The organism is Sphingobacterium sp. IITKGP-BTPF85, assembly GCF_001006065.1.
In the GTDB taxonomy this organism is placed as follows: domain Bacteria; phylum Bacteroidota; class Bacteroidia; order Sphingobacteriales; family Sphingobacteriaceae; genus Sphingobacterium; species Sphingobacterium anhuiense.
In genome coordinates, this window is record NZ_ASZT02000016.1 from 1 (window position 1) to 18,891 (window position 18,891).

Genomic DNA, 18,891 nt, shown 5'->3' on the forward strand with positions numbered 1-18,891 from the left:
TTTTCGCCCGAAATTTAATCAATTTATATGCAAGCCAAACGAATGGAGTTGTTAATTTTTTTGTTCCCAAAGGAGGAGTAAAGACCTCCTCAACGGACCAGATGTTGAGCAATCGAGGTCGATTACAGTTAAATTATGATTATGTAAGAGACCAACATGCATTTGTTATGTTGATTGGTTCTGAGATTTCTAAACGACTATCCGAAAACTCAGGGAGTCGGGTTTATGGTTATGATATCTACTTGAGGACAAATCAGCCAGTTGATTATACGACTCTCTTTCAGACTTATAAAGGATTGGCTGGTAGGCAAAGTATTCCTTATGTATTGTCTGATGGATTGCGAGAACATAGATTTTTATCATTTTTTGGGAATGCAGCCTATACTTTAAAAAATAGATATACCATCAGTGCTTCTGCACGACGTGATGCTTCGAATATGTTTGGTGTTAAAACTAATGATCGTTGGAAACCACTCTGGTCTTTAGGGGCAGCTTGGGTGCTGACGAAAGAAAAATGGATGGAGTCTATACCTGCATTGAATTACTTAAAATTAAGATGGACATATGGTCATAGTGGAAATATTGGTGGAATTACTGGATCAAATCCGATTATTAACTATTTGAAGCCACCCTCAGGTGCACAGACAACTTTACCGCGAGCATTTATCAGTAGTCTTCCAAATCCATCCTTAAAATGGGAAGATATTAGGATGATCAATTACGGGTTAGATTTTGGAATATTTAACCATAAAATAAACGGGACATTGGAGTATTTTGATAAACTTTCGACTGATCTTTTGGCAAATGATTTAATTGATCCAACATCTGGTTTTTTCAATACAACCAAAAATATTGGCAAATTGAAGAATACAGGTTTTGATCTAAAATTATCAGGAAAAGTTGGTCAAGGAAATTTGCTTTGGAGTCCAAGTGTGTTCTTTTCAAGTAGTAAAAATAAGGTCTTGGAGTTTTATGGTAACTTGAGTACGGGGTCTACTTATACCACTAATACTGGCAATTCGATGCGTCCTGTGAAAGATAAAAGCCTTTATCCCGTATTTTCTTATGTATTTGCAGGTTTAGACCCTATTGAAGGTGACCCGCAAGGTATTTATAAAGGAAATTTGTCAAAAGATTATCGTAATATGTTACGTGATTCTATTCAATATTTGAACTATCACGGTACAGCCTTGGCTCCCTATTATGGTGCTTTTAGAAATGAAATCAATTGGAAGAGCCTTTCATTGTCTTTTAATATCAGTTATAAATTTGGACATTATTTTCAAAAGGAAACGATCCGTTATGCGGCTTTATTTAATAGCTGGGTGTCACATTCAGATTATAATAAAAGATGGGAAAAAGCTGGAGATGAATTGATCACTACTGTACCATCAATGAAGTATCCTGCAGATACAAATCGAGATACTTTTTATGCTAATTCTGGAGCTAATATTGAAAAGTCTGATATTGTCAAATTACAAGATGTCCAATTTGTTTTTATTCCCAATCTATCCAAACTTTGCTGTACAAAAAGTAAATATGCGTTTATTTTTTAATGTTAACAATGTGTGTATACTTTGGAGCGCGACTAAATCTGGTTATGATCCGGACTTTTGGGTCTACCAAATCAGCGAAATTTTACAATCGGATTAAATTTATCATATTAAACTGAAAATTATGAAAAGGAAATACGAATGCATTTCATGGGCAGTATTAGTATGTTCTGTGATGATTATTTTTTCAAGTTGTGAGAAGTACCTTGACGTAAAGCCAGATGTTGCTATCACGACAGTAGAAACTTTGAAAGATATCAGAGCATTATTGGATAATGAAAATAGGGTCAATCAAACCTATCCCGGTCTTGTTGAGTTGGGGACAGATGATTATTATCTAAATTATGAACAAATATCTTCTCAATATCAGCTTTTTCAAGATGTTTATTTTTGGAATAAGGAATTTGTGAATACAAGTAATGGGAATTGGCAAAACAGCTATGGAACTATATTGGTAGCCAATGTCGTTATGGAAAGTTTAGATCGAATTTCGACAAATGATGATGTCTTAAAGTCTACATTATTAGGGGAGGCACATTTTATTCGTGGTTTAAGTTTTTATTATTTAGCTCTTGTGTATAGTGATACCTATCAAAAAGGGAATGATAATGAAGTTCGGGTTTACCTTTACGATTAACATCTGACTTCAATTTAAAGGTTAAAAGATCGACATTGAAGGAGACTTTTGAGTTGATTATTTCAGACTTAAAGCTTGCGATGGAGCTGTTGCCTGATCAAGTAATAGTCAAAACAAGACCTAGTAAAGTTGCAGCGATGGCAGCACTCGCCAAAATATATCTTTATATGCAGGATTATGAACAGGCAGAATTATATGCCAGTAAAGTTTATGGTCTGATGAATAATTTAATTGATTTTAATCAATTAGATGTAACATCCAATAGACCATTTGCGGCATTGCATGAGGAAATGATTTATCTGGCTTATTCGATGGAAGGAGCCGAGTTGCTGAATGAGGATGATGTGAATATATCGCCAGCATTATATCGACAATATGATTTGGATGATCTCAGGAAATTCATCTATTTTAAAGATAAAGGGGAAGGAGTCATTGGTTTCAAAGGTAATTATGTTGGTAATTTTCAACCTATTTTGCAGGTCTTTCAACTAATGAAATCTATCTCATATTGGCAGAGTGTAAAATTAGAAGAGGTAGAAAAATGGAAGGTCTTCAATTTATGAAGAAATTATTAATTAATAGATATAGACAAGGAATCTATACTGTTCCACAGTTTAATGATGATATTAGTGCTTTAAAGTATGTATTTACAGAGCGAAGGAAAGAGTTATTGTTTCGAGGGGTACGTTGGTCAGATTTAAAACGACTGAACCTTGATCCTAATTTTGCAACGACTTTAAAGAGGGAATTGAATATCGCTGGAGACTTGAAAAAGTTTAATCTACCACCTAATGATCGACGTTATATATATCCTATTCCTGAAAATGCGATTGTCTTGGGTAGCTTAGAGCAGAATGTTAGGTAATCATGTATTGTATAATTCAGAGGTACAATTCGATACCTCTGAATTACTTAAATTAGTTTTTTCTAAAAGCAGTGACTGTCTCATTTTCTAGAGGGGTCTCTGTTGGTTCTAGACTTTGAATTGCTTCTTCGATACGCTGTTCAACGGTTTGTGAACTAGATACTAAATGGTTCATGTCTGGTTGTGATGAGTTTGATGGATTCGCAGGTGCTTGAATTTCACATACAGTCTGGAATGGAGCACTATTACAGCTTTTTCCTGATGGTAGACTTGTTGAATATTTGCTTGCATCTGTAGGATCATCACTTGAAGTTCCAATAAAATACCATGTTTGATTAGTAACCACTTTTGCAGGTTTCTTCTCTACTTTTACCTCTTCTTTATTGGTAAACTTTGGGCGCCGAATGCCATAACCAATCCTAATAATATCAATGTGCTGGTACGTAACCAGTTGTTTTTTATAGTTGCCATAGGCAGTGTTATGCACTTGAAGATGAGTGCGAACTAAAGTTTGTTTTTTTCTTATTTATCCTTTTTCATCTCCTGATTTGGAGATCTCCTAATTTTGGGCTTACCTGTCAACAATGTTGAGGGGGAAGCCTAAATCGGGAAGAGTGCAAATTTCCGTCTGTAGTTTTTTAAAAGTATCATATTTTCTTACCTTTTATATACGCTATTGATAAGACTAAGGTCGGGAGTATCTGATGATTCGAATTGTCAGATGAGAAATAGCATTATTCTAAAAGTCGAAACTTTGGTTCATCATTCTTTTTGATCGGACAGATATTTACCAGGGGTCATTCCTGTTCTTTTTTGGAAGAAAGTGCAGAAGTGTTGCGTATTGTTGAATCCACATTGATATGCAGTCTGCGTGCTATTACGCAGCAATAGTAGTTGTTCTTTTACATGCATGATCAGTATATCGTTGCGATATTGTTGTAAAGACTGCTTGTATTCCTTTTTGAATATCCTCCTAATATACTGTATGCTTTTACCAAAAATCTGAGATAGATCTTCAATAATAAATTTTTGACCTTCCTCATGTATACGTTTTTCCAACTCAGCTCGGATAAGTTTTGCCTCGTCTCGACTTTCAATGATGGCCTCATATTCCTCAAATATTTTTTCATTGGATAGTTTAATCAATTCTTTGAGTTCGCGTAGAATATGCTCTTCATTGTCCAGGTCTCCCTTTTTAAGTTTTGTCAAGAGGTAGTAGATACGAGTTCTGGTACGTGGGCCGACTTTAAAATCAATACTGCAGCAGGATGTGGTACTACTGCTACGGTGTGCAGAAATAAGTGGATGCAAAAAACTGAAAGCCCGTTCATTGTCATCCCGAAATATTTTGCAACGAAAATAGAAGTTAAAGATACTGCTTCTGCCTTTGGCGATATGGAGTTCATAATTGCCGGCAGTTAAATAAAGATAGCGTCCTCTAGATGGGCTGACGGCGTAGACTTCTTTTGTCTGCAGATCTTTGATTTGAATAGGCGACTGAGATTCTAGTAGATGGATGATGTGGATATCGGCACCGGTTACGTGCAGTGGAATGGTGCTTTTGCCTGTCGTTTTTAGATCTAATAGATTGATAAACCCCAATAGACCATCAAATTCTTGTAAGATGGCTTCGTTGGCTTGATTTTCATAATATGAAACAGTTCCGTTTGCCATTTTGACGGATGGATTGATCGTTAATTGGTTTTGCAGGCATGCAGTTCCATAAATATGATTGAGATCAATCTGTAATGCTTTTTTCATAATGATAATAGGTAATAATGAAGTAGGATTTATAAAGGAGTTTTTGGAATTGCTTGAGGGGCGGGGATCTCGGTTCCGCCCCTCAAGCAATTGTCGTTGATGTAGCTCAGTTTAGCTGTACTGTATACGGATCATCAATGGAAGAACAAGCATATTTGTCAAATGACTCCCTACGGGATCTTGCCACTCGTCCAATCCATGAACCACCATGTTTTTTTGTCTGGTACTTCTTGTTCGTCTTTATCTTCTTTAATAAAATTGACGGTTAGGCCCGCAGCATAGTTGTTGGCGATGGCATTTGCTAATTCTTGTTTAAACGCCGGGTCCATATTTTGGAGCTGTGACAGCTGGCTTGTCGTAAGGTTAAACCATTTGTTTAGCCAACTATCAAAATCAGTTCGGATTTCGTTCATTTCAATCAGCAATAGTGCCATTGAAAGTCCAAGGATGTGCGCTTGCAGATAGTTGACTCCTGCTTGATTAAAGATTAAAATATTCATTGTTTGTTATAATTGTTGAATTTCAAATTTGGGAAATATATCTTTTTGCGAAAAGAACTCTTAGCTACTTATAGGCTAAGGGAGAGTAAAACGTGCCATTAAAGTGGGGATTTGAGATTAAAGTACCCTAAAAAAGCCCTTTAAATTTTAAAAGGAGTTTAAAATTTATTTAAATAAATGGTTCTGACCTATATTTTATACTTACATACGGCTTTGTTTAATGGTGAAATTTTATTAACTTGCATGTTAGCCTAATTAAATAATGTTTTTCCAGTAAATATGATTAACCTTTTTGAGAACCGTATGTTAATGATTAATGCCTTATATCGACAGTTCAGGTCATACTATTTTTATTATCTGATTCTTATCTGTTTACCTTTGCTGTACAATAAGATTACCTATAATTATACCTGGACAACCTTGCCGATATTTTCTTTTAAATTTGGTTCTCTTTTTCTGCTCACAGCATTAGTGATTGTTTTTATAACGGCAATGGGTATTCTGATTCAACGGAAAGGTACCATTCAAGAAAATGATTTTAAGATTGTATGGAAGAATGGAACCGCTAGAGTCTTGTTTTATATCCTGCCAATTGGATTAGGGCTATGCATTTTGATCGTATTTAAGTATATCTGGTATGATGGTGAACAGATGTATGCAATCTTGTGGGAGCATGCGAAATCTCGGTTTCTGTTATACCTGGTCATCATGATAGCTTTTACGGTCTGGCTGGATGCAAATCCGGAACGTAACGTGCTGATCATGTATTTTCCGCATGAACTTCCCATTCAGGTAATCATAGAAGAAAGAGTTGATGGTGCCGGTGTCCTTGCTAGTCGTGAACCGATGCATCCTGATACCCAAATTGATACTGTAGAAAAGCTATCGAAAGTTGTGGAGGATAAGATAATATCCGTACTGGAAAATAGATGGCATGATACCCAGGTAAAAGGACTATTTAAAGATGCGCTGTCGGAATTTGCTGCTGATCATCAAGTTCGCAGTACAGCAGATGAGCAACTGCTCCATGCAATACCGTTAAAACAGCTATTTAAGGAGGTACTAGAAGAGGCGGAGAATGAGCGTGATGGTCTGGATAATATCCTGCTCGAGAATCTTTATGCCAGCTTATATGCTAAAAGCCCAACTAGGCTTGAGCCATCTTTTAACGATCTCAAAAGTGTCACACTGTTCCATATTTTTGCTATAGAGTCGCATTCTAATCATGCTGTTGTCATATTGACCGATGGAATGCGGATTGACTGTCCTAAAATTATTGATACCCTGAAAAATAAAGGTTTTCTAAAATGGTTGGTTAAAGTCAATAAGGCGCATTATATCAATATGATGCATGTGTGTTTTATGGACTATAGAACAGGTGGATATATCAAGATACAAAGCCAGACCTTACAGGCTTTAAGAGAAAATCTGACCCAAAATGAAGTGCTAAAAATATGTGCACAAGGAAGTAAGGTAAAGAATAAATATATAGAGGAGTTTTTGAAATCGCGATTTGATCTTAGTTACGAAGGTTGGAACACTTTTGTTCCGTTGACATAAATTGAAAATTAACCAATTATAAACCAGATCGATCGGACCGGTCAGCGCAAGTTTACTGCGTTGCACGGTTATGGATCTCGGCGGTAGGTCGCCCCCTTATCGAACCTACTTATGCTTTTTTATGAAAATACTCCTGCGTGGCAGGAGTCCTACAATAGCTATGCAACAAATGCAACATGCGTTGGTACAAAATTTTCTTACAATATTCCAACTCATCCACATGCGGCAATAGCATTGCTGCATACTAAAATTGACCGTGTATTGCTGCTGCTGGAAGATCAACAAAATGATGAATATGCCGGACTCATCGGCACGATGGATACCCGAGAGGCTGCCACGTTTATTGCTATTTCAAAACGCACTTTTGAACGCAAGGTAAAGGAGGGTCTGATCAGTCCGATCGCTAAAAATATGAAAAAGAATCGGTTTTCAAAACGGGATGTAGTACAGCTTTACATCGAATACCGTGGTTATAAACCGATAAATCTACCATGACTTTTTGGGACCTTCTTTTAACCTTGTTCGGACCTTCTTTTAACCCGCTTTTAAGTTTCAACACTATTGAAAAGTATTTGCAATGCTGCTGCACCGTCCTTTCCCCGATGCAAGGACGGCGCATGTACGATACACATACGGTGCTGTCACGACTTTTGGTAAAAGAATGTTGCTAGCAGGTAGCCTAATGGTGGCAAGAAGGAACCCATATACAGCGGTGAAACTAAGTTTTTTATTGTCTGAGGATGCCTAGGTCCGGGTGCTATGCCGAGAGACACCGACATAGCACCGACAAAATTATACTGGTACGCCGACAAACACCGACAACTTTCTTTAGCCTATTGACAAGCCCTATTCGCAGGTGCTATGTTTGTCTTCGTAAAGCATAATATACCGGTATTTATCAGGCTTTTACGTATGGTTAAATCTTTTAAAATTTAAAAAAATGGGAACAATCAGACAGGGTGCAAATGGGGGTTTTAGAGGCAAAACCGGAAGTGTGATAGGCTCCAGCTGGAAGGGTATAGACTACATTAGAGGGCTGTCCAGAAAGCGCACAAAAGCAGCTTCAGAAGAGCAATTGATCGTGCAGGCACGCTTTTATGCAATGACGAAATTCTTAATGCCGATAACGCCGATACTACGCCTGGGATTCGGTCTGGTGAAGGCCGATAGGATGACACCGACCAATGTCGCGCTGAGACAAAATATTGATAAAGCCGTGATCGGAACTTATCCAAATTTTGAGCTGGACTACAGCAAAATCGAAATCAGTTCGGGGTCATTTATCGGTGGCGGTGCAACAGGTGTTTCGGCTTCTTTAGGACTGTTGTCTATAAACTGGGATGTGACGCTGAATACCTTATACCAGTCCAAGGCCGATGATCAGGTGATTATCCTGCTATACCAGCCGACAGCGAACGAGTTTATGACGGCTCCGACACCACCTATGCGTGCCGACGGCGCAATTGATATCACCATACCCGATCACCTGCTTGGAGCGAAAGGTCATGTATGGATATTCTTTGCTGACCGTAAGGGAACCAAGGTTTCGGGCAGTACCTATCTGGGAGAGGTAGATTTACTGTAATCAATTTATTACTGAATCAGACTGGGAGAAGCGTAAGTTTCTCCTGGTTCTGATCTTTAAAATATAGCGATATGTTAGTGATATCAAATAAAAAAGAAACGAAGTCGCAACCAAATAAAGTTAAATCTATCCAGTTGGGATTCAAAGTAGTCCGCTATTTTCTCAATCCGCTAAACCTGTTGATCCAGATCGGTTTTGCAACACGGAAAAAAGGGAAAACAGCTCTTGGCAGGGCCATGTCCCATCATCTATGCAATGCGCTCACGGGAGAATATCCGGATATTACGATCGACCCTGCTAAAGCAAAAATAAGTGAAGGAACTTTGGCCCAGGTACTGCTCGACAAAGTGGAAAGGGGAGGTGATTTTATTACGTTGAAGTGGCATTTACCGGGTCGTTTTTTTCCTGATCACAGTAACTGGGATGATGAGCTGGTGTTATGTGCTTATGATGTTGAAGCGGGCAATGCGGCGATTAATGAACAGCAGGTAATCCGAAAGGATGCGTGCATGATGCTTGAGCTTCCTTCTGTTTTGAAGGGAAAACAGGTGCATCTTTACTTGATGCTGCATGACCGGGATAAACGGAAAGTCTCAAGAAGTGAGTATCTGGGGAAATATTAATCTGATGGTTATGCATTTAAAAGTGATCCGTATCCAGCAGGGGAAGAACAGTACCCTGTCCGAAATTTATCTGAATAACCAGTTTATATGCTATGGTCTGGAGGACATCCCCCGTGAAAAAAAAATACCAGGCAGTACCTGTATTCCCGCTGGAAGATATAAGCTTGGTTTCAACCGTGATGGAGGGATGAACGGTAATTATTATGATCGGTATCCTAAGATGCATCGTGGTATGATCGAGATCAAAGATATCCCTGGCTTTAGCTATGTCTATATCCACATCGGTAATACGCACAAGGAAACGGCGGGTTGCCTATTGGTCGGTACTCAATATGTGTTCGAGCAAGGGGATTATCGCTTAGAACAATCAATTACCGCTTACAAAAAATTGTATCCCTTATTGGTGGAATTAATGGTATTAGGGGAAGTGTTTATCGAAGTAACATAGTAACAAGTAAAGAAGTGACTAGTAAAGGAGTAACGTAATGAGTAGAGTAGTGACGGAGTAACAATTAATGGGGGGACGGGGAATACTATTTAACCTACTAACGTTCTCAACTTATAACTTCTTACTAACCTACTAACTGCATAACCTTCTAATTATTTATTAACCTTTTAACTTTTATGCAAATGAAAAAAATAATTCAAAAAATAGGCCGTGTTCTGCAAGTTGTGCTGCTGGCGCCGATTAAATTGCCGGGAAAAGCTTTAAATATTATCAAGTACATTGCTCTTGGACTTGGTGTAGTGGAGACGGTACTGGATGATAACGATAAAAAAGAAGAGGATGAGTCATCGCCACCAGAGCAGATTGTGTCTCATAAAGAAAAGGAGGTGCCTGATGAAATTGAATGATATCCGCTTTGGTGCTTTGGGTGGGACAATATGTTCCATCTGGGCGAGTTTTTCTTTCGGTGATATTTTGCAGACAGTTTGCATGGCTGCAGTAGGGACTATCGTGAGCTATATAACCAGCCGATTGGTATCCCGAATTAGAAAACGCTAATGGAAAGTGCAGTATGCAAAACGCCGTGTCGTTGATCTGCTAAGAGTATTGCACCTTCGGTGCTTACTTTTTATCTAACTATCCCGGCAACTGTTTCTATTTTCACTTCCTTACTAACTTTCTAATAAACTTATAATTCCTATGTTGACCTTGTCACTCTGTCACTGGTTTACCCCGTCAATTTCTTTCTGCCCCACTAACTCTCTAACCTTTAAATTTTCCTATTGCTAGATATATTAAATCCACATATTGTAATTGCTGGATTCTCACGAATTAAATCATAATATCATCCATTATAAAAAACGTCGCTCATTTAGTTGTGATGGTCAATCGCGTAATTCTGGACTAGATCATCCTGGATCCAACAGTACATTTTTTTTTAAATGGAAATGGTCGAGTTTGCTTCGGCTCTTTCTTTGCGCCCTAATTGTCTAACATCTATCACGTACAGTTCTACCAAATATTCTTGATCTCTGTGTTTTTTTTAGCGAGAAAAACATTGTCAAGAAAGGTGCATTTACGGTATGAAAAAATGCAAAATTATAATTTAGTGAATTTTATTTTCGTTAATGTGTGCTGACATTTTATTTTTTTTACTACTTTAGATTAAGTATTTAGCCAGTTGTGAAATTTATGGAGTATTTAATCAATGTTTTGATATTCAGTATAGTCTGTTTACTTTTGTTCTGTATTAAAAAACGCCCATTAAACAATGTCATCTGTTCGATAGGAAAATTATTGTCAGCAATCGTAATTAATCCCAATCATTATCCTACTGATATAATTAAACGAATCGTTAAGACTGTAAGACTGCTCTTTATTTTGAGTTTTTTTGCCTTTTATCAAGGTTCTTTTACATACCTGAAAGCGCAGACCATCGATGCCAATTTATTTACAGGATCAGCAACCTCATCTATTCCCATTTACAATATTCAACAGGGAAGTATTTCGGTCCCTATTAGTCTTCAGTACAATTCCAGTGGAATAAGGGTGAAGGAGACTGAGAGAAATGCCGGAATGGGCTGGTCGGTAACCGGTGGGGGAACGATCTCTCGAGAACTGCGCGATCTTCCAGATGAGGTGAATTCAGGAACCGGAGCAGACAGCCGTAAAGGATGGATACACAGTGGTTATGCCAATAAGATTCAAAATTTTACTATTGGCAATGATAATAATGTGACCACTTGTCCAGACGAAACAAGCGATTTGAGCTACCTGAGTACAAATTTTCCCAATCTGTGGGACTTAGAGCCCGATCTTTTCCATGTCAATGCACCTGGACTGTCCACAACCTTAATGTTTGATGTAAACAATAACTTAGTTTCTCTTGACGATCTTGATCTTAAGATTCAACATACCATGTCTACTTCCGGTTATGGTCTTGAGAAGTTTACAATCACAAATGGAGCAGGACTGGTGTATCAGTTTGATCAGGCAACCCGGAATACAAAAAAAACAACATCCTTAAATCCGAGTGCAATTTCATATTTAAAGAGGGAATATGAACTCTTTAAGAATAGTATTTCTTTTAACAATGGTTGGTCACTGTCCAAAATAACAGATCCTAATGGTAATATTGTCAGTTTTCAATATGAACAGAACTCAATAACAACATCCCGAGATGTAAGTTTTATGTCGGTACTTCCACGACCAAGACACTACAGTATAAGATTGAAGAGTCCAGCAATCAAAAACATATAAAAGAAATAATGATTGATAGAAAGCCGGATAATCTAGGTGTGTTGAGCGTAAATTTTAGTTATCGTAAGAATAGCAGTACCAATACTAATTTAATTGAACAGATTGTTGTATATACAATGGAATCTGAACTGATATTTGCTGAGCCCCATTTACAACCGAAGAGCATAATAAAAAGATGTTTCTTTAACTATGCGATTGCGAAAAGCAACAACAGCAGTACTTCAGATTATTATCGGTACTTCTTAGTGAATTTTACCGATGGCGGACAAAAAATAATTTTTGATTATCATGGCTTGTCCGAGACGAGTACAAGTTCGTATAGTTCAAACCATACGATCAATCTTCCTGATTCATCGTCTAAAAGTTTGGATACCTGGGGTTTTTATAATGGTGCGGTAAACACAACTTTGAGACCTGCTGTATACATCAATCCCAGCAGTGATCTGCATGACCGTTTGCGTCACGATCTTCCAAGTTCCGTTTCTTCGTTCTATCCCTATTCTATAACAGGAGCTTCTCGCTCACCACATGCAGAAAATGTTAAAATGGGTATGCTCACACGTATCACATTGAACAATGGCGGTTTTAGCGAAGTCAGCTATGAACAATCAGTATCATGATCCACAGGCCGGTATCACCCTGAATGGGGGTGGGGTCCGTGTGGCACAGTTGCGGATCAGTGACGGGGAGAATCCGAACAATGACCAGTTGCGGACCATTGAATATATCGATCCCGTATCGGGTAAATCAAGTGGTGCCCCCATTAGCTTACCGCTTATGGCCTTTGTACAGCCCTATACCGGAAGTGGTACCACGGAAACTCTCTGGCGCAATTCTATTGTGGCATCCGATGAAGGTTTGTCCCCAGAAATTGAACACATTCAATATAACCACGTACGTGTGCGGATAAATGGCAATGGCAATACGCTGTACAGTTATAACAGACCTGCGATGTATTACGATGGTTCATCTGCTCCCGACTGGCAGCCAACCAGGAATTTTGTAGCCAGGAGCAACTGCAGCACTATCGGATTTCCTGTTGGCGGCAACAATATTTTTCCTTTTTCTCCAAACAAAAACTTTTCTTTTGAGCGGGGCTTCTTATTGAGTGAGACCGTCTTTAATCAGGGCGGCCAAAAGGTGTTGGAGAAAAAAAACAGCTATATCAGAAGTTCTTCCCCCGTCTTACAATATGGCTTGAAAATGGAACAGATAGGTACAGCAACCTATTATGGCAAGTATCCGATTTTAATTGGCCAGGGGAAACAGTTTGTCCGGCAGTCTGTTCTAAGTTATGACAACAGCAGTGGAGTTTTTCAAGATAGCACGGCGATCCAGTATGTGTATGGGAGCCATTTCATCGCTTACCGACAGAGGTGATCAGTTATGGCAGTGATGGGACACGAAAGAGTACCAGTTCCAAATATGTAAAGGACTACGTATTTTCAACCGTAAATGATGGTTCCAGTATAGCGCTCAAAGAAATGGCCGCTTTAAACATCAATGCGCCTGTTGAAACCTATAGAACAATCGAACGATCGGGGGTTAAAAAGACAGTTTCGGCAGAACTATTAACATTTAAAACCTTCCTGATTTCGGGCATTACGCGTTATCTACCTGCGCAGAAACTAATTTTCCAAGAACCGGCAGGGGTGATCAATTTTCAAACTTCCAGTATAACTGCGGGTGCATTTAAAAATGATAGCCGCTACTGGACATCAGAGAATTATACAGATTATAACTCTAAAGGACTTTTACGGTCATCTGACAATAATAAAGGTGGGCGTGTGTCGACGCTGTATTCCGGGTATTTATCCTATGCAGAGGCTCAGGGAGCAAGTGTAAATGAAATTGCAGTCAATACATTTGAAGATGCGCTAACAGATTATGAGAATGGTCTGCAGGTGGAGGCCCCAACTTTACCTTACGAATTTGTTAGAGGGCCTGAAGTCCGTTCAGGTTGGGCAATGCTAAAGACAGTGCCTAATCTGGTCCTTTTTAAGAATTTCATAAAAAACATTGATGTCCAAAATTATGTAATTTCTTTCTGGGTGAAGTCTACCTCTTCAGGAAGCTTTACGGTCACAACATCTGCGGCTTCTGTTGCTGCACAAAATACATCAATAAATTATGTCAATACCGGAAATGTCTGGAAGATGTACCAGCAGGTAATCTCGGTCTCACATCTTCCGGCAGATTTCACCATAAAAGTCAAGAGCCTTCAGGAAGTTTTACTCGATGATATTCAGGTATATCCTCAAGGAGCAGTGCTAACAGTAGGTACTCTAAATTATGACTTGGGGATTAAAACCTCTCAAACCAATATAAATGGACAGAGTCAGTTCTTTAATTACGATGGCTACGGACGTCTGGTGTCAGTTAAGGATCATAATAAAGATATCGTAATGACGCAGCAGTATGTCAACAAAAATGACGAGATGACAGTAGGAATCTCTCATGATGGAATTGCTGTTAACAAAGCTATTACTTTTAATGCGACGGGGTTTGTTTCTCAAAATCAGGGAGTAAAGTATCTGTGGAATTTTGGGGACGGTTCTTCCGCGGTAGCTACTTCGGCCGAAAATATTCAGCACAGTTATAGTACTACGGGGACTTTTACGGTTTCTGTCAATAAAACCTCTCCGCTTTACGGTAGCATATCCTCAACAAAGACGATCCAGGTAACCCCTTACGATAGCACAGTTTCCGTTCAGGTACTCATAGGGGAGCAGTCCGGTGGAACAATTACAAAAGTAGAATTTTATAAAGGAACTCAATTAAAATATTTATTTACGGGTAATGAACTTAATTGGAATAGTCCTTATAAATCTGTGCGGCAAGATTATTATACGATTAGAGTTTATGCAACGGGTGGTTATGAACCTAGATATAGTCCTCAAGGATTCAAAAGTGTAGGCTTTAGTCTAAGTAATGGAGAAGAGGTCTGTCAGCCCATACAGAATGGTTATTTTGAATTCTCTTCTAACCTTGCCGGTCAGAACTGGATACACTTTTTTTAAAATTACAGGAGTGTTTACCCATATTTATTGAGTAACTATGAAATTCCAATTAATCTTACGCACCTCGATATTGTTCATGGGTCTTTTCACGTTGATCCGTGGTTATGGCCAGTATCAACAGCGAACTTTCGTACAACAGGATGTTATCACTGTTTCAGGAGTAAAAACAATAGCGGAAGCACTGGATCTAGGTTCGGACCAAAGGGTCCGTAGCCGTGTCTATCAGGATGGACTAGGAAGAACTGTACAGCAGATCAATGTTGGTGCCAGCCCTTCATTAAAAGACCTTGTTCAGCCCGTTGCCTATGACAATACCGGGCGCAATGCTATGGATTATCTGCCTTATCAGGTCAATGCCACCGATGGTCTGTACCGTAGCCAATCTTTACAGGAGCAGGCCCAATTCTATACCAATGGTCCCGGTAATATCGCCAAGGATACCAAACCCTATAGTGCACGCCTGTTTGAGAACAGTCCGCTGGGCCGTATATTAAAGGAAGGCAACATCGGGGAGAACCATCAGCAGTCAGCACGCCAGCAGTCAGTCCTACCGTGCAAATGTAGCAGCAGATGGAGCCAGACAATGGAATGCCGATGGCTCTGTAGGAACAAACTATGCTGCCGGATCACTTCGGGTCAGTGAAACGACGCTTTCCGACGGACAGCGTGTACAGCTGTTTGTCGACAGAGATGGCAGGACTGTTTTGAGTCGAAGCTATCTGAACGAAACGGTGGAGGGCGCAGCAGAAACCTGGCTGGATACCTATTATGTCTATGACGATCTGGGCAATATACGTTTTATGATCCCTCCAAAAGCAGTTATTGCCATGCGGAAAAGTAGCAACTGGAGTCTGCTTCAGGCGAGTATTGTCGATCAGATCTTTAGTTATCTCTATTCAAACAAAAGCCAGCTGATCGAAAAGCGAGAACCCGCAGCCGGTACAGTATATTACGTTTACGATCCATTGGACCGTCTGGTCCTTGTTCAGGACGCACAGCTCCGTGCGGCAAATAAATGGCACTATGTGAAGTATGATGTACGTGACCAGGCTATTGGAAGGGGTATTTATAGCGATAACCAGCGCACCACCCGTACAGCTATGCAGAGTTATGTCCAGAGTCTCAACTACAGTGCTGTACGTTACGAACGCCGTAACAATAGCGCTACCACTGGATATTATAGCAATACTGTATTTCCGACCACATCTCTGGAGCCATTAGCCTATGTTTATTTCGATGACTATGACCTCAATAAAGACGGATCAGCAGATTATAGTTATCAGCAACAGGGGCTGGAAGGAGAGCATGCAACCTCCGGTTTCCTTCAGGGCATGCTGACCGTTGTCAGGGAGCGCAGCATCGGTGACGGGTTATCCAGTGTTTGGCTTACCCAAGCTTATTTTTACAACGAGAGAGGCGAAGCTATCCAGACGCGCAGCAACAACCAGTTCAACAGCAACCTGGAAGACAGCGAGACCCAGGTTTCAGATTTCACAGGGAAAACCCTGCGCAGCCGCAGTATCAAGAAAATAGGGGCAAGCGGCACCCTGTCCACCATTACGGTCGACAATATGTACGGATATGACCATGTGGGCCGTTTGCGTCAGGTAGATCAAAAGTATGGCAGCGCAGCCACGATCCGTGTCGCAGACTACATTTATAATGAACTGGGACAGCTGATCGACAAAAAACTGCACAGTACCAATAATGGCGGCAGTTTTCTGCAGTCCATAGACTACCGCTATAATATACGCGGACAGCTATTGAGCATCAACAGCAGTAACTTAGGTACTTCTGTCCATAATGATGATGCCAATGATCTCTTCGGGATGGAGCTGCTGTATGATAAGGTAGAGGCAGCATTGGGCAATACCGCATATTACAGCGGACGCATTTCCGCTGTTAAGTGGAGATCAAAGACAGCATCGGACAACAATCCAAAAGAAAAAACGTACCTCATGGCTTACGATCCTTTAGACCGTATGAAATCCACGTCTTACAAGGACAGGTTGGGTGCGGCTAGCTGGGGAAGTGCGGGCGGATTTGATGAAAAAGGACTGAGCTATGATGGCAATGGTAATATCCTGACCTTACAGCGCAACGCTTTAATCTCGGGAACGCTCACGAGTATCGACAATCTGACCTATAGCTATTCCGGAGATAAGCTGACCAATGTAGCGGAACCTGCTACCGGAAGTCTAGGGACCTATGGTTTCCGTAACCTGACAGGCAGTACCGCAGATTATGCATATGATGCAGTTGGCGCGCTCGCTGTTGATCCCAAAAAAGGAATATCCCTAAGTTATAATACATTGGGATTGACTGCCAAAGTTACGGTAACAACTGCTACAGGGCGTTATGTCGATTATACCTATACAGCAGGAGGTGCACTGTTACGTACCCGTCATTTTGAGGGCGGTATAGTTGTCAAAACATTGGATTATATTGGCGGTTATGTTTATGAAAACAGTTCATTGTCCTATTTTTCAACATCAGAGGGGCGCGTTCGCAATATAAGCGGTACCTTAAAGTCCGAATACATGCTTACCGACCATCAGGGTAATGTCCGGGTGAGTTTTGAGGAGCAGGGTGGCGTGGCTGTTGTGCGTCAGGAAAACAGCTATTATCCGTTTGGACTTCAGTTTCCGGGCACAGTGATTCCAAGTGGAGCTAACCGGCAACTGTACAATGGAGGCTCAGAATGGGAAAATGCCTTTGGCAATCTTCCAGATCTTTACCGTACCGGTTACCGGATGTATGATCCGGCATTGGGTCGATTTGCAAGTCCGGACCCTCTGGCCTCGAGTAGTGTGGGCTATGGTACATATCATTATGGTTCCAATAATCCGATGATGTTCAATGATCCTTTAGGTCTGAAAGCAGCACCAGGAGGAAGCGGTGGAGGCAATGTGATCATTGATGCCATTTATGCTTTGGGTACGGGGCAGAACTGGCATTATTCAAGTAATTCAGGTTGGGACAGTGCACCTATGAATGATCTTGATGCATTTATGTCCATAGCCTATATGATCAATGATTCAGGTGCGTGGGGTACAGGCGGAATCGCCAATAGCTATTCCGATGCAGCCAATACATTTAATAGCGGAAGCCACACAGGAGGGAATGCCAGTTTGTCTATCCTGCTTCATTCCGTAACTGTTCAGGTAAACAATGAGTCATCTTTAGCCTCCGGTATACAAAATGTTGAAAGACAGGTTGCGGCATTATGGTCAGAAAATAGTACATTTGGTAATTCGCTCAGTCCTTTCGAATCCTGGCTGAGACAGTTTAATGAGTTTTTGCCCACCACAGCTGTTCTGAATAGCATTTCATATGCATTTTCGGAAAAGAATATCTACGGTGACAACATGAATATGGGCGAAGCTATATTTGGTGCGGCCAACATACTTCCTATAGGGAAAATAGGAGGTGCAGCTATTCGGGGTGCTGGTAAAATTGCTGCTAAGACGGGAACTAAGCTTTTACCAGAGGCATATAGTAGATTTTCGAGATTTGAATACCATTTGGAAAGCATGCTGGTGAATGGGGGGCAGTTACAAAAAATGCTTATTATAAACGAGCACTTTCATTATTAGATGGGTCTGTGGGTGGGAATATTCAAGGGTTTACAAATACAGCTGGATATACTTTCAGAATAAATATGAGGACAGGTGAATTTGGAGTAATGAGACCTAATGGTGTTGTAGAAACTTTTTATAGAAGACTTAATGACCCTGCTAAATACTGGGCAGAACAGGTTGCTAAATGGAATAAATAATATGGACAAAACTAATAAAACTAAGTGTACCTGTTGTGGCTTTTTAACACTTGATATTGATGTGATTTCTGACATTTGTCCAGTTTGTTTTTGGCAAAAAGATTTTTATCAAGAAGAACATATTGATGATAGTGGCGGACCAAACTTAGTCTCTTTACGAGAAGCAAGAGAGAATTTTAAATCCTTTGGGGCAATTGAGGGGAGATTTGTAAACCTTGTGCGATCACCTAAAAAAGATGAAATTAAAGAGTAGAATATATTTGCCGCTAAGGGGGGAACAATGACTGTTTTCAGAAATTTTA

The 18,891-nt window shown here is 40.0% G+C and carries 19 protein-coding genes and 1 pseudogene; 17 read left to right on the forward strand and 3 right to left on the reverse strand.

The window, feature by feature from the left end:
* The 4 genes and pseudogenes from L950_RS29470 to L950_RS05080 form a co-directional block, all read left to right on the forward strand.
* A pseudogene (locus tag L950_RS29470) lies at positions 1-1,556 on the forward strand (TonB-dependent receptor); the annotation flags it as partial.
* Positions 1,557-1,677: 121 nt separating this feature from the next.
* Entirely contained in the window at positions 1,678-2,190 is a 513-nt protein-coding gene (locus L950_RS34980) for a RagB/SusD family nutrient uptake outer membrane protein (protein WP_031287029.1), read from the forward strand.
* Positions 2,191-2,225: 35 nt separating this feature from the next.
* Entirely contained in the window at positions 2,226-2,753 is a 528-nt protein-coding gene (locus L950_RS34985) for a RagB/SusD family nutrient uptake outer membrane protein (RefSeq protein ID WP_031287031.1), read from the forward strand.
* On the forward strand, positions 2,732-3,055 hold the full coding sequence (locus L950_RS05080) for a RagB/SusD family nutrient uptake outer membrane protein (RefSeq protein ID WP_031287033.1): 324 nt from the start codon (positions 2,732-2,734) through the stop codon (positions 3,053-3,055). Before L950_RS34985 ends, L950_RS05080 begins: the two co-directional genes overlap by 22 nt.
* 52 nt (positions 3,056-3,107) lie before the next feature.
* On the opposite strand, the gene L950_RS05085 is transcribed toward L950_RS05080, so the two are convergent.
* From L950_RS05085 to L950_RS05095, 3 genes are all read right to left on the reverse strand, one after another.
* The gene (locus L950_RS05085) at positions 3,108-3,542 is read right to left on the reverse strand and encodes a hypothetical protein (RefSeq protein ID WP_021188044.1); all 435 of its coding nucleotides are present in this window, start codon (positions 3,540-3,542) and stop codon (positions 3,108-3,110) included.
* 275 nt (positions 3,543-3,817) lie between these two features.
* Positions 3,818-4,816, reverse strand: a complete 999-nt coding sequence (locus L950_RS05090) for a helix-turn-helix transcriptional regulator (RefSeq protein WP_021188045.1) — start codon at positions 4,814-4,816, stop codon at positions 3,818-3,820.
* A gap of 170 nt (positions 4,817-4,986) precedes the next feature.
* Positions 4,987-5,316: a hypothetical protein gene (locus L950_RS05095; RefSeq protein WP_021188046.1), complete on the reverse strand. Its 330-nt coding sequence runs from the start codon at positions 5,314-5,316 to the stop codon at positions 4,987-4,989.
* Between the two features lie 279 nt (positions 5,317-5,595).
* Here L950_RS05095 and L950_RS05100 point away from each other — a divergent pair, with 279 nt between their 5' ends.
* From L950_RS05100 to L950_RS05160, 13 genes are all read left to right on the forward strand, one after another.
* Positions 5,596-6,876 (forward strand): hypothetical protein, encoded by a 1,281-nt coding sequence (locus tag L950_RS05100; RefSeq protein ID WP_021188047.1) that lies wholly within the window; start codon positions 5,596-5,598, stop codon positions 6,874-6,876.
* A 111-nt stretch (positions 6,877-6,987) separates the two neighbouring features.
* Entirely contained in the window at positions 6,988-7,371 is a 384-nt protein-coding gene (locus tag L950_RS05105) for a helix-turn-helix domain-containing protein (protein ID WP_021188048.1), read from the forward strand.
* 445 nt (positions 7,372-7,816) lie between these two features.
* Positions 7,817-8,461, forward strand: coding sequence for a DUF6266 family protein (locus L950_RS05110; RefSeq protein ID WP_021188049.1), 645 nt, complete (start codon positions 7,817-7,819; stop codon positions 8,459-8,461).
* A gap of 71 nt (positions 8,462-8,532) precedes the next feature.
* Positions 8,533-9,084, forward strand: coding sequence for a DUF6266 family protein (locus L950_RS05115; RefSeq protein WP_021188050.1), 552 nt, complete (start codon positions 8,533-8,535; stop codon positions 9,082-9,084).
* Complete coding sequence (locus L950_RS05120; RefSeq protein WP_231576870.1) at positions 9,062-9,532, forward strand: DUF5675 family protein; 471 nt, start codon at positions 9,062-9,064, stop codon at positions 9,530-9,532. Before L950_RS05115 ends, L950_RS05120 begins: the two co-directional genes overlap by 23 nt.
* A 182-nt stretch (positions 9,533-9,714) precedes the next feature.
* The gene (locus L950_RS05125) at positions 9,715-9,939 is read left to right on the forward strand and encodes a hypothetical protein (RefSeq protein WP_156169528.1); all 225 of its coding nucleotides are present in this window, start codon (positions 9,715-9,717) and stop codon (positions 9,937-9,939) included.
* Between the two features lie 889 nt (positions 9,940-10,828).
* On the forward strand, positions 10,829-11,791 hold the full coding sequence (locus L950_RS05130; protein ID WP_156169529.1) for a hypothetical protein: 963 nt from the start codon (positions 10,829-10,831) through the stop codon (positions 11,789-11,791).
* Positions 11,792-11,799: 8 nt separating this feature from the next.
* Complete coding sequence (locus tag L950_RS05135; protein ID WP_021188055.1) at positions 11,800-12,411, forward strand: hypothetical protein; 612 nt, start codon at positions 11,800-11,802, stop codon at positions 12,409-12,411.
* The gene (locus tag L950_RS05140) at positions 12,368-13,171 is read left to right on the forward strand and encodes a hypothetical protein (RefSeq protein WP_197086255.1); all 804 of its coding nucleotides are present in this window, start codon (positions 12,368-12,370) and stop codon (positions 13,169-13,171) included. The genes L950_RS05135 and L950_RS05140 overlap by 44 nt, the downstream gene beginning before the upstream one ends.
* The gene (locus tag L950_RS05145) at positions 13,168-14,811 is read left to right on the forward strand and encodes a PKD domain-containing protein (protein WP_021188057.1); all 1,644 of its coding nucleotides are present in this window, start codon (positions 13,168-13,170) and stop codon (positions 14,809-14,811) included. The genes L950_RS05140 and L950_RS05145 overlap by 4 nt, the downstream gene beginning before the upstream one ends.
* Positions 14,812-14,848: 37 nt before the next feature.
* A complete protein-coding gene (locus L950_RS05150; protein ID WP_156169530.1) occupies positions 14,849-15,454 on the forward strand; it encodes a DUF6443 domain-containing protein in 606 nt (201 codons plus the stop codon).
* 61 nt (positions 15,455-15,515) lie between these two features.
* Positions 15,516-18,407, forward strand: coding sequence for an RHS repeat domain-containing protein (locus tag L950_RS05155; RefSeq protein WP_156169531.1), 2,892 nt, complete (start codon positions 15,516-15,518; stop codon positions 18,405-18,407).
* Between the two features lie 183 nt (positions 18,408-18,590).
* Positions 18,591-18,842 (forward strand): CPCC family cysteine-rich protein, encoded by a 252-nt coding sequence (locus tag L950_RS05160; RefSeq protein ID WP_021188060.1) that lies wholly within the window; start codon positions 18,591-18,593, stop codon positions 18,840-18,842.
* Positions 18,843-18,891: the final 49 nt, after the last annotated feature.